This is a genomic window from Bacterioplanoides sp., from assembly GCF_965226395.1.
In the GTDB taxonomy this organism is placed as follows: Bacteria; Pseudomonadota; Gammaproteobacteria; order Pseudomonadales; family Oceanobacteraceae; genus Bacterioplanoides.
In genome coordinates, this window is the sequence record NZ_OZ245358.1 from 2,969,566 (window position 1) to 2,981,800 (window position 12,235).

The 12,235-nt window shown below is 49.8% G+C and carries 12 protein-coding genes; 8 read left to right on the forward strand and 4 right to left on the reverse strand.

The annotated features are described in order from the left end of the window. Positions 1–212 precede the first annotated feature (212 nt). Positions 213–1,277 (reverse strand): MaoC family dehydratase, encoded by a 1,065-nt coding sequence (locus ACO05E_RS13630; RefSeq protein ID WP_421722736.1) that lies wholly within the window; start codon positions 1,275–1,277, stop codon positions 213–215. Positions 1,278–1,279: 2 nt separating this feature from the next. Here ACO05E_RS13630 and ACO05E_RS13635 point away from each other — a divergent pair, with 2 nt between their 5' ends. From ACO05E_RS13635 to ACO05E_RS13655, 5 genes are all read left to right on the forward strand, one after another. Beyond that, on the forward strand, positions 1,280–2,302 hold the full coding sequence (locus tag ACO05E_RS13635) for an AraC family transcriptional regulator (protein ID WP_419813491.1): 1,023 nt from the start codon (positions 1,280–1,282) through the stop codon (positions 2,300–2,302). Positions 2,303–2,468: 166 nt separating this feature from the next. Next, the gene (locus tag ACO05E_RS13640) at positions 2,469–2,753 is read left to right on the forward strand and encodes a hypothetical protein (RefSeq protein ID WP_419813492.1); all 285 of its coding nucleotides are present in this window, start codon (positions 2,469–2,471) and stop codon (positions 2,751–2,753) included. 119 nt (positions 2,754–2,872) lie between these two features. Continuing rightward, the gene (locus ACO05E_RS13645) at positions 2,873–3,967 is read left to right on the forward strand and encodes a DUF5610 domain-containing protein (protein WP_419813493.1); all 1,095 of its coding nucleotides are present in this window, start codon (positions 2,873–2,875) and stop codon (positions 3,965–3,967) included. Positions 3,968–4,050: 83 nt separating this feature from the next. After that, the gene (locus tag ACO05E_RS13650; protein WP_419813494.1) at positions 4,051–4,290 is read left to right on the forward strand and encodes a glutaredoxin family protein; all 240 of its coding nucleotides are present in this window, start codon (positions 4,051–4,053) and stop codon (positions 4,288–4,290) included. A gap of 29 nt (positions 4,291–4,319) precedes the next feature. Then, positions 4,320–5,027, forward strand: coding sequence for a hypothetical protein (locus ACO05E_RS13655; RefSeq protein WP_419813495.1), 708 nt, complete (start codon positions 4,320–4,322; stop codon positions 5,025–5,027). A gap of 108 nt (positions 5,028–5,135) precedes the next feature. Here ACO05E_RS13655 and ACO05E_RS13660 read toward each other — a convergent pair whose 3' ends face one another. Next, positions 5,136–5,429, reverse strand: coding sequence for a ComEA family DNA-binding protein (locus ACO05E_RS13660; RefSeq protein ID WP_419813496.1), 294 nt, complete (start codon positions 5,427–5,429; stop codon positions 5,136–5,138). Between the two features lie 161 nt (positions 5,430–5,590). Further along, a complete protein-coding gene (gene topA / locus ACO05E_RS13665; RefSeq protein WP_419813497.1) occupies positions 5,591–8,278 on the reverse strand; it encodes a type I DNA topoisomerase in 2,688 nt (895 codons plus the stop codon). Positions 8,279–8,540: 262 nt separating this feature from the next. Here topA and ACO05E_RS13670 point away from each other — a divergent pair, with 262 nt between their 5' ends. Together ACO05E_RS13670 and ACO05E_RS13675 are read left to right on the forward strand one after the other, a co-directional pair. Beyond that, entirely contained in the window at positions 8,541–9,320 is a 780-nt protein-coding gene (locus tag ACO05E_RS13670; protein WP_419813498.1) for a hypothetical protein, read from the forward strand. Beyond that, entirely contained in the window at positions 9,320–10,225 is a 906-nt protein-coding gene (locus ACO05E_RS13675; RefSeq protein WP_419813499.1) for a 1-aminocyclopropane-1-carboxylate deaminase/D-cysteine desulfhydrase, read from the forward strand. Before ACO05E_RS13670 ends, ACO05E_RS13675 begins: the two co-directional genes overlap by 1 nt. Before the next feature lie 168 nt (positions 10,226–10,393). On the opposite strand, the gene ACO05E_RS13680 is transcribed toward ACO05E_RS13675, so the two are convergent. Next, positions 10,394–11,263: a DUF1853 family protein gene (locus ACO05E_RS13680; RefSeq protein WP_419813500.1), complete on the reverse strand. Its 870-nt coding sequence runs from the start codon at positions 11,261–11,263 to the stop codon at positions 10,394–10,396. A gap of 85 nt (positions 11,264–11,348) precedes the next feature. Between ACO05E_RS13680 and ACO05E_RS13685 the strand changes: the two genes are divergently transcribed. After that, a complete protein-coding gene (locus tag ACO05E_RS13685; protein ID WP_419813501.1) occupies positions 11,349–12,233 on the forward strand; it encodes an NAD(+) kinase in 885 nt (294 codons plus the stop codon). Positions 12,234–12,235 lie beyond the last annotated feature (2 nt).

Sequence of the window (12,235 nt, forward strand, 5' to 3'; positions counted from 1 at the left end):
ACCTATTGTAGCAGCTGCGTGACACGCATCTACACGAAGCGCATGGTTAGCTGCCTTTTCTGGAAAAGCCGGCAATGAGGTAATACTCTGCCGGTTGATACGATATGGCTAAAAAGAATAAACGCTTGTTTATTAAAGTTAAATGATGACGCATATGATCTTTGTTTTAGTGTGAAGGTGATCACAAAAAGCATTTTTCAGGGATCGTGGCTTCAGTAAGAGCCTTCCTGTATGACACCGCGTAAATAACACTGCAGCCGTTCAGCATCAGCAACATAAAACTGACCGCTCAGGTCAGGGTCGGTGAACAGACACACTTTCGACGGTAAGAAAACCGGCTGCTTAAATTCAACATCCAGAGTACAGGCTTCGCTGTCAGGCTGAGGATATAACGTCGCAGCCAGTCGTGCTTTGCTCCACATACCATGTGCAATATGGCGTTTAAATCCCAATAATTTGGCTGAAGCTGGCCACAGATGAATCGGATTAGAGTCTCCCGAGACTTTAGCGTAACGTCTTCCCAGATCTTCAGGCAGTGACCACTGACTGTGTAAAGCGTAATGGGGAGGGAGCGGTTCTCTGGTTCTCTTCTGTTCCGCTGCCTTGCCATTTGAGTTGTTGCTGTTTGTGCTGCTGCGCAGGCGAGCCAGATTGGTGCTGACGGATTGCCAGACTAACTCACCAGCACTACAGACTTGTGAGGTGATATCAAATTCCAGCCCTTTAGCGGTGTTACGCTGGCCTGAAAGCACACAATAAATGGACAGAGTTTCGTGTGGCTGGATGCCACGGTATTGAGTGATTCGGTTGCGTATGTGTACCAGCCCGATGAGTGCCAGAGGAAAGCGTTTGTGCAGCATCAGCTCCATATGCAGCGGAAACGCCAACATATGCGGATAGGTAATTGGCAACGTCGATAAAGAAGCGTTAAAACCACACAGCTCAGCATAAGCTTTTACATGATGGACGTCTGGCATTACGTGGCTCTGCAACGCTGCTAATGCCGGCAACGAATTCTGAGATGAAGGCTTTTGCCGGTGAAGCAGAGCACGCAGATATTGGCCGGGTAATGACGGTGTTTCGCGAAAAAGAAGAGGGCTGACAGGATCCATCATGATCCACTCCGGTAACAAACGGGATGAGCGGATCAGTGTAAGTTGCTTTTTCGTTAACCCATTGGCAGCACTTTTGGTCGTTGCGTCAGAAAGGTCAATAACACTTGCAGCCGTGCTTTGATCTGGCAAAATCCGCTGATACTCCTGAGGAAATTCAAACACTTATGTCCAGTGGAATAGCAGAATTACGTGACTCCGGCATTATGATTCAGCTGGCGTATCAGGCCATGCAGAAGATGGATCTGGATGTTGCCACTATCGCAAAGCGGCTGGGAATCACCCCGGAATTAATTTCAGACCGGCACGCCCGTACTCCTCATGCGGCGCAAACGTTATTCTGGCAAGTGTTGGAAGATGTCAGTCAGGATAGCGATATTGGCCTGCATTTAGGCGAACACCTGCCTGTGTATCAGGGGCAGGTACTGCAATATTTGTTTTTATCCAGCCCAACCTTTGGTGATGGCTTAAGCCGCTCACTGAACTATCAGCGGCTGTTGAGTGACGCCTCCCAATCCAGCATGGAAGAGGCCGGAGATCAGGTGTATATCCGGGTTGGAACCGCAACCGATCTGACCTCATCGTTGCGGCATTTGTCGGAATGTATGGTGTTGGGGCTGATCCAGTTTTTCCAGTATGTGACCGATGGAGCGTTTGTCGCGTCTCATATCCATTTCTCCCATCCGGCACCGGGTTCTGACCAGGAGCATCAGCGCATTTATCAGTGCCCGGTTACCTTTGCACAAAAGGAAGTCAGGATTTATTTCGACCGGCGCTTGCTGGCGCAGCCGTCTTCCCATGCGGAACCGGAATTGTTGCAGTTACACGAAAAGCTTGCCAGTGAACACGTTGCCAAACTGGAACGCCGGGATATTGTCTCCGGAGTTTATAAAGTATTTGGTGAAATACTGGAGACCGGTGAAGTCAGCCTTGATGCCGTGGCAGCACGCTTGGCGATCAAGCCTCGCACATTGCGGACCCGGCTGTCGGAAGCAGATACTAATTTTAATCAGTTACTGGCGAATTACCGCTGCAATCTGGCAAAGCGCTTATTAGCCAGAACCGATGAAAGCATCGATGAAATTGTCTATCTGACCGGTTTCTCCGAGCCCAGTACCTTTTACCGGGCCTTTAAGCGCTGGACACAACAAACTCCGGTGGAATATCGAAATCAGCGGCAGCAGCGTTAAGAAGGTTGGGGGCACGGATCTGTCAGGGAGGCTGGATTGGTGACGATTGTTCAAAGAACTGTTTATTTTTTAACCTTTATTTTCTCCTGATGAAGGGCCAAGGTAATAGCACCTCTAAGCAAGAACCGTATTTCTAACAATAACTCTACGACACTCCGAGGTGCCTATGTCTGGCGAAAAGTTATCTCTGATAAAACCGTTAGTGAATCATCTGACTGAATCCGGCGACACCAACAGCTGGCGTACTGAGCTGGTTCATGCCGGGATTATGACTCTGGAAGAGAGCATGGCACTGGATGCTAATGCCTGTCGCGCGGCCTTTAAAGCCATGAAAATGACTCAGCTGATGTACGCTTCCACTCAGGATGTGCTGGATGAGCTAGAAAATCATCAGGTGAGTTGGTCGGTGGATCTGAACGATGACTTCCAGCAGGGTGCTATTTGTTATTGAGCCAGTTTATAAGCTCTGACTCATATTTGAAAAAGCCGCAAAACTGCGGCTTTTTTCGTTAAAGAATGGCTGTTGCCGGCCGATAACCAGCCAATAGAAACGCATTTCGGAGGCCTGCTATGACCATCTCCCTTAATCCCAGTCAATTTGGCTTTCTCAAGCCAGATAACGCTCAGGTCGGCAATCGTGATCAGGCTTCCTCCTCCCCGGGCAATGCCGTACAAAAGCCAAGCACAACAGAGGCACGTGAAGTTGCCCGCTCTGATCGTCAGTCAGCCCAGCAAACTGCCGATAATATGCTGGAATTTATTGGCCGGGATATTGAACGTCTGCGCGCTGCCGGTGCCTCGGAAGAACGTATTGCTGAACGCGTCGCCGCAGCACGGGAAGGGGTTGCCAAAGGGTATGCCGAAGGTGAGTCTATTTTACAGGGACGTGGGCTATTAAATGACGACCTGCAGCGTGAGCTGGATGCCGGGCGCAGCCTGATCGAAGACGGGCTTGATCGTCTGGCGGCCGGGGAATCGTTGCGGCCGCCTGAACCTTTGTCTCAGGCGGAGCGCTCAGAGCAGCCGAGAGCATTTGCCGGTCAATCTCAGTTAAGTGTAGCCAACAGCCTGTCACTGGAAGTCTTTACCCGGGATGGTGATAAAGTGACGGTGTCGTTCAGTCAGTCTGAGTCGCGTTCAGCTTCATTTGCGCCGGGTCAGTTAAATCTTAGCAGTAGCAGTCAGTCCGGTTATGAATTATCCGTTGAAGGTAATCTCGACGAAGATGAAAGGGAGGCACTGACCAGCTTGTTCGATTCCGTGCAGGATCTGAGTGAACGCTTCTTTAGCGGAGACCTGGGCGGTGCACTGGAGCAGGCATTCGAATTAGGGTTTGATGGTAATGAACTGGCGTCTCTGAGTCTCAATCTGACCCAGCAGACCTTTGCTTCATCGACTCGTGCCTATTCCGATATTCAGCCGCAATTACCGACCGAACAACTGGAAAGTTTAAAAGCACCACTGGCCTCTTATGTCGATGCTTATGTGGCCGCCATTGATAAAGCCTCAGCCTTACCGAAACCGCAGGATACTTTGCAACAACTGGTGAATCAGTTATTGCCGGAAGAAGAGCGGTTAGACATCTTTAATCAATTCAATCAGGGCCTTGAAGCAGCCACACAACTGGCCGGATTATTTAATCAGAGTCCAGGCACCTCTGCTTAATCCGGTTGTTATTCATTCCGCATAAATAACCACGTCTTCCGTAAGATTATCGCTATAATGTAGAGGTTTTTCGGAGGAGTGGTATGTCTTACGTTTTATTCAGTACCGAAGCGTGTCATCTGTGTGAGCTTGCCCAGCAGGTCATTATTGATGTTGCCGCTAACCAGGCGGTGGATGTTTATATTGAAGACATCAGTGAGTCGGAAACACTGGTTGAACGTTATGGCAACCGGATTCCGGTATTAAAAGATGAGGTGAATGGCCGGGAATTAGACTGGCCATTTACCCACTCAGAATTATCGGCCTGGCTTGAGGCCTGTTAACAGGCTTAAAGCCTCAAAAGGAGAATGTTATGCGTTTAATCGTTACCGCTTTGGCTCTGCTGAGTCTGGTTGGTTGTGCGTCCAGTCAATTATCACCAACCGGTGAAGCGGTGTATTACGCTCTGCAAACGGATACCAGCTTACGCAGCTGGGTGGATGCCTGTAAGGACGTTAGTCCGTCGGCAAAACAACAGGCGCTGACAACTCAGCAAAACTGGTGGAAACGCAACGGCGCATTTGTTGAAAGTGCCGATTTTGGTCTGACTCACGACATTATCACTGTGACCGATGACCGTGCAGAAACCGGTGCCCGTATGGCGATGGCCATTACCTGGCAGGTGGTGGAAACGGCTGAGCAGGAAGTGTCTGAACTGATGCAAAACAGCAGTGATAAAGACAGTTTATGTGAAGGTATTCTGGCGCAATACAATGACGGTGAGCGCGATTTGCGTGGCAACGAAACTTTATACAACAGTCTGGTGGGGTTACAGCGACGTGCTCAGAATGGTGCGGATGACCTGAAAATAAAACAGGCATCAGTGCAGGCTCGTACCGGCAAAGTGTATGGTCGTTCATTTTACGTGGTAGAAAAAATGACCAAGCGCGAAGGCTGCCCGGGTGCGAAAGTACAATTACTGAAAAATGACTGGCCTCATGAAGTGTATGATGCCCGCTGTCCGGATGGCAGTTATCTGTTAGCGCGTTGTGAATGGGGTAACTGTTTAATCGCAGACTAATGTTTTGATAAACATTAAACCCTACAAAAACAGCCTCACTTGAGGCTGTTTTTGTATCTGGCAGTTGCTGGTTTGGGTTGTTGGTTTTAGCTGGGGTTAAGAAGGTAGTCAGTCGGTGCTGGTTACGATCAAGCCGCGATTCTTTTCCAGTATGCCTTCACCAATGCCTTTGACTAATATCAGTTCATCAACTGAGCTGAAGTTCCCCATATTCTCTCGGTAAGAGACAATGGCTTCTGCTTTGGATTTGCCAATACCATCCAGCTCGGCTAATTCCTCGGCGCTGGCGGTATTAATGTTAATTGATAGCGGAGCGGGACTTGAGGGCTCTGTATTTTCAGCCTGCGAGAGTGGCGTTAAAGCTAACGTGGCAGCTGTGATGAATGTTGTTATCCATTTCATAATCTTTTCCCTGTCGTTATTTAAGAAAATGCCTGGCGGATCAGAGCATAACTTGACGCTAACAAGGCTTTAAAAAAGAAAAAATCCGGGAAAAGCACTAATTTAATCAGCGCTTTTCTCGGATTTCGGTATGAATAAAACGGGCTTCAGCTACGAAACAATCAGCTTTTAGTTTTTTTAGCGGCTGGCTTTTTCGCTGCCGTTTTCTTTTTTGGAGCGGCTTTTTTCTTCTCGGTAATGACCCAGGCGCTATCGACAAAATGCGCAGTCCAGCCGGTGGCTTTGCCTTCGGCATTTTCGGTCATAACGTATTGTTCTTTGGTCTTACGACTGTAACGAATGACACTCGGGTTACCATCGCTGTCAGCACGAGGGGCATCCAGCAGATAGTGATACTTCTGTGGTAATTCGGCCTGATGCGATAACAACTCTGCCACTTGTGGTGCACGGGTTTCGCGATTTTTCGGGAACTGGCTGGCGGCTAAAAATAAACCAGCGGCACCGTCACGTAACACGTAGGTGTCTTCCACTTTCTGGCAAGCCAGCTCCGGCATCGGAATCGGATCCATTTTTGGCGGCGCAGCCTCACCACTTTTCAGCAGTTTGCGGGTGTTTTTGCACTCGTCGTTGGTGCAGCCAAAATACTTACCAAAGCGGCCGGATTTCAGCTGCATCTCGCTGCTGCAACGATCACATTCCAGTGTTGGGCCGTCGTAACCTTTGATCTTGAACTGACCTTGTTCCACTTCGAAACCTGAGCAGTCCGGGTTGTTACCACAAATGTGCACTTTGCGGGTTTCGTCTAATAAATAGCTGTCCATTGCGGCATCACAAATCTTGCAACGGCGCTTGTCCATCAGACGACGGCTTTCCGCTTCTTCATCTTCATCGGCGGTGATGGCTTCATCACCCGGAATCAGATTCAGCGTTTGAGTACAGCGCTCTTTGGGTGGCAGGCTGTAGCCGGAGCAACCGAGGAATACCCCGGTTGAGCCGGTGCGAATTTGCATATTGCGGGAACACTTAGGACAGTCAATGTCGGTATCGACCGGCGAATTCGGGCGCATGCCTTCATCGCTGCCCGCCACATCCAGCTGGTTCTGGAAGTCGTTGTAGAAATTATCCAGTACCTGAGTCCAGTTGATATCGCCATCGGCAATATCATCCAGCTTTTCTTCCATGTTGGCGGTAAAGCTGTAATCCATCAGTTCATCAAAGCTTTCCGTCAGACGACTGGTAACAATATCGCCCATTTTCTCGGCATAGAAGCGACGGCCTTGCAGGCTGACGTAACCACGATCCTGAATGGTAGAAATAATGGAGGCGTAGGTCGAAGGACGGCCAATGCCACGTTTTTCCAGCTCTTTTACCAATGCCGCTTCGGAGAAACGTGGAGAAGGCTTGGTAAAGTGCTGCTTTGGCAGCAGATGTTGCAGCTTCAGCTTCTCACCCTGCTGCACATCTGGCAGTACCTTATCGTCATCGTTTTTGCTGACAGGTGGTAAGACCTTTAAATGGCCATCAAAACGAATCACGCGGCCACGGGTTTTTAAATCGTAGTCGGATGCAGAGACTGTAATGGTGGTGCTGGTAAACTTGGCATCGTTGGTCTGACAGGCGACAAAACGACGCCAGATTAAGTCGTATAAGCGCTCAGCGTCCGGCTCCATGCTTTTTAAATCACCAGAGCGCAGTTTTACATCGGAAGGACGAATCGCTTCGTGCGCTTCCTGAGCGCCTTCTTTGCTGCTGTACAGGCGTGGTTGTTCCGGTAAATACGCTTCACCCAGTTTATCGGTGATATAACCACGCACACTGTCGATAGCGTCCTGACTCAGGTTGGTGGAGTCGGTACGCATATAGGTGATGTAACCGGCTTCGTACAAGCGCTGCGCCAGTGTCATGGTTTTCTTAACACTGAAGCCTAAACGGGTACTGGCAGCTTGTTGCAGCGTTGAAGTAATAAAAGGGGCAGCAGGTTTGGAGCTGGTCGGTTTGTCTTCGCGGCTTTTAACAATAAAGTCACTGGCACGCAGGGTATCCAGTGCGGCCATGGTGTCGGCTTCGTTGGTAGGGCGGAACTCTTCACCTTTAAATTTCAGCACCTGGGTTTTTAATTCAGTGCCGTCGGCAGTGTTCAGCTCGGCGAAAGCTTCCCAGTATTCTTCCGGAATAAAGGCACGAATCTCACGTTCGCGCTCAACAATCAGTCTTACGGCAACGGATTGAACCCGTCCGGCGGATAAACCTCGAGCGACTTTGGCCCACAATAATGGCGATACCATAAAGCCAACCACGCGGTCGAGGAAACGCCGTGCTTGCTGGGCGTTTACGCGGTTCATATTCAGCTCAGAGGGCTGTTCAAACGCCGCCTGAATGGCTTTTTTGGTGATCTCGTTAAACACCACACGACGATAGTTCTTGTCTTTTTCGCCGATAATCTCACGAAGGTGCCAGGCGATGGCTTCCCCCTCGCGGTCCAAATCGGTTGCGAGATAGATATGGTCAGCGTCTTTGGCCAGCCGTTTTAATTCATCAACAACCTTTTCTTTACCGGGCAGCACCTGATAGTTAGCTTTCCAGTTGTCTTCCGGGTCAACACCCATGCGACCAATCAGTTGCTCTTTGGCCTTACGCTTTTTGTGGGCGGCTTTTTCTTCCGGCGACATTTTGCGGGTCAGTGCGGCTTGTTTGGCGCGCTCTTTCGGATCGCTGGTTTTGCCGGAACCTGAGGTCGGCAGATCGCGTACATGACCAACGCTGGACTTAACAATAAAGTCTTTGCCCAGATATTTGTTGATGGTTTTGGCCTTGGCAGGCGACTCCACGATAACCAGCGATTTACCCATGTCCTTTGTTTTACCCTCAATAGTTGTCACTTTCAGTTGACATTGTCAGACACTAAGACGCGACACTTTAATCGTAAACCCCGGGGGGTGGTCAAGCCTTCTGTTTCATATTAACGGCCAATCACTCAATATCTGTGGCCTTTAGCATGTTTAACACAGGCCTGGATTGAGTTAGATGCTGCGAATTGTTGATTCGTTGCTAGACTTATTGCAGCGTTGGCTTTTTCAGGAATAGCACAAAATTGAGGGTTGTTAATAGTTTATGTCGGCGATTGGTTTAGTTGTAGCGATTGCTCTGCCGATAATGCTGGTGTTATTTGGCCTGGTAATCGCAGGCAGAAAGCAGCAAGCGGAATATCAGAAACGGGCTCAGGCAAGGGCGATTAAAATCGCCGCCGAGGATTTACTGGAAGCGCTTGAGTTTCTGATTATGGTGGATAACTTCAAAGAAGTTCAGCTGGTGGTGCTGGAGCGGGTTGCCTATTTCTACAAGAGATATCGGGAAGCGCTGCCCAAAAAAGATGCAGCAGCGGCAGACACTGACTTTAGTTCGGAGCAATATCAGCAGAAAATTGAAGCGGGTAACTCAGTGCGAAAAGTGCTGAAAAGTGACCGTGAAATCCGCTATGCCAAACAGCAGTTTTCCCGGGTGTTAAAAGCATTGGGGCCAATGGTGAAGCAAAAACAGATTTCCGAAACCGCGATGATGGAATACCGTCGGTATCTGCGTATGACACTGTTAGAGCGGGAAGTGGATACTTACACCGCACAGGGGGATGTTGCCGCCAAACGCAGCGATGTGGTGACGGCGACCAACTATTATAAAGCGGCTAAGAAGCTGTTGATTGAGTTTGACCTCCAGTATCCGGAAAAGAATGATCGGATCCGTGATCTGACGCAGAGGGCCGCCGCTTTGTACAATGGTGAAACGAAAGTTGAAGATACGCTAAGCCAGGAGCTATCAAAAGAGTCTGCCAAGGAAGAAACCAATCAGTTTGGTATTCCCTCAGACCCCAATGCGGGTGATAAAAAACGCTTCTGATGTCTGTTTCTCCCTCCTCTTTATTGGCTGAACTGTTGTCTTTTCAACCATCATTGATTCATCCGCTGCCGGGTTTGCCCGGGGCGGATGTGTTGCGGCTGGATCAGATCGACCCGCAGATATCTGGCAATAAAGTGTTCAAATTATCTGGTCATCTGCAGCAGGCCGAACAGCAGGGTGCTCGGGCTCTGCTGAGTTTTGGCGGCCCATACTCCAATCATTTACATGCTCTGGCGGCGCTTGGGCAACGCTTTGGCATAGCAACGATAGGCGTGGTCAGAGGTTATGAGCATCTGCCGCTGACGCCGACGCTGGAAGATTGCCAGGCGATGGGCATGACGCTGGTGTTTGCCGATAAAAAAACGTACTCCCGGCGCTATCAGGTCGATTACCAGCAACAATTGGCGACTGAGTACAAGGCTTACGTCATTGGCGAAGGTGGTCAGGGGGCTGATGGTGAATCCGGTTGTGGGCTGTTAGCGGACTATTGTCAACGCTCTGAAGGTTTACCCTATGACGAAGTCTGGTTGGCGGTGGGTACTGGAACGACAGCGCTGGGTTTGGCCAAAGCCTTATACCAGCAAGGATCTCAATGCCGTGTTGTTGGCGTTAATGCGGTGGCAGATCAAGGAGAATGTTTCCAGCGCTGGCAGCAAGCAATGCCCTCGGCAAACTGGCAACTCTTTGATCAATATCACCATGGTGGCTTTGGCAAATGCCCGGAGGTGTTACGAGCGTTGATTCAGCGTTACGACCAACAGGATTTGCCGCTTGATCCGGTATACACCGCGAAGTTGTTCTGGGCTTATGAGCAGCAGTTATCACTTAATCCGCCACTGGCGACAAAACGGGTGTTGCTGGTTCACTCCGGGGGCTTACAAGGGCGGCGGGGTTTTAACTTATAACTTCAGAATGGATAGCCTTTTAGTTGAATACTTTGGTATTGATGAAATTTCAAAAGCAGCAACAGGATGTTGCGGTAGCTCAGTAGGCACAGGGACGTGCCTTCTGAGCGGCGGCTGAAATTTTATCGATGGCAAAGTTGTTAGGTATAAGATTGTTAGCGGCAGACGCTACGATTGATTTGGCCAATGATCCGGCATCAGTAACCAACGTTGCTGCTCACACCATTTTCCCTGCGGATTCTCAGCCACTTCCACGGCACATAACGCGGTATCCAGATGCCTAAAGTGAATCTCCGCATGCTCCAGTAATGTGTCTTTATCAACACTGAAATCAACGCAGGCCGGGCTGATCCACTGCGGTTTGGACAACAGAAACCAACGTGAATCTGGCAGGATTTGTCGCGCCTGAGACTGATGAATCCAGTACCCGCGCCAGTGGTTAGTATTCACTTCGGGCGGAAGCTGCGCCGTAATGCCAACGTCTGCCGGATGAAATAAACAGCCACGCATCAGCGCCATCGAATTCAGCCCGCTCAGGTGTGCAGGGAGCTGTTGTTGCGCTTCTTCGCTGCGCGCCAGAGGCAGTTGTCGGGTCACCGTATGATGGATTTTATCGGCCAGATAATCGCGCCGGTTCGGACCAATCCAGTCTTCACCAAACCCCAGATAAAACTTTAACGCCAATTCGAAATGCCAGTGTTGAGTCAGTGTTTCTACCAGTAAGTCCAATTCCCCTAAGGTTTTTTTGCCTTTTTGAACCTGAATGTTGGCGCTAAATGAACAACTGCTTTGGTGTAAATACTGATGCCAGATTTCTTCAAACATCAGTCCTAAGCGGGTGCTGCGAAACTCAGGTTCCGCCATGGAGTGAATCCATGCTGGGATGTGCGCCTCCGGCGTTAAGCCATCAGGCAGCTGGGTGGGTGACCACTCACAATCCAATAAGGCTGGGCCACAAACACTCCAGACCAGATCTCTCTGATGCTGGCAAGGTAATGAAAAATAAGGATGATCCGGATCAGGTAAGCGTGAAAACAAAAAGGACTCCGAAGCGTTTTGGCGTCAGCTATGGTATAACCCGCAGTTATACCTTACCGACCTGATTTCGACGAGTTAAAAGCAGATGGAAGAGTTCCGCAATATTGGCATCATCGGCCGCCTGAACAGCAAAAAAGTGATTGAGACCATCAAACGCCTGAAAGCTTATCTGATGGAAGAGGGTTACCACGTGATTCTCGAAGATCGTATTGCTGAAGTGATGCCGGGGCACGGTATGCAAACCTCCAAAGTCAGTATTCTGGGCGAAATCTGCGATCTGGTGATTGTGGTGGGTGGCGATGGCAGTTTGCTGGGAGCCGCACGTGCGCTGGCAAAATTTAATACCCCGGTGCTGGGTATTAACCGTGGCCGCTTGGGCTTTCTGACCGATATCAGCCCGGATGACACCATGTTGGATGCGGTTCAGGATGTGCTGGATGGTGAATATATTGTTGAGCGCCGCTTCCTGCTGGATGCCGAGGTGAAACGTGACGGTAATCCAATTGGCTCAGCTTCCGCGTTAAACGATGTGGTACTGCACCCGGGTAAATCGGCCCGTATGATTGCGTTTGATCTGTATATCGAAGGTCAGTTTGTTTATAGCCTGCGCTCCGATGGCCTGATTGTTTCAACCCCGACCGGCTCAACGGCTTATTCTCTCTCGGGTGGTGGGCCAATCATGCACCCACGTCTCGATGCTCTGGTACTGGTGCCGATGTTCCCACACACGTTGTCGAGCCGTCCGATTGTGGTTGATGGCAAAAGTGAAATTAAAATTGTGGTGAATGCTGAGCAGGATATTTATCCAACCATCAGCTGTGATGGTCAGAACCATGTGTCTTGCGCACCGGGCGATGCCATTACCATTCGTAAAAAATCCCACAAGCTGAAGCTGATCCACCCTAAAGGTCACAACTTCTATGAAATCTGCCGTACCAAATTAGGCTGGGCCAGTAACCTGGGAGACTGATT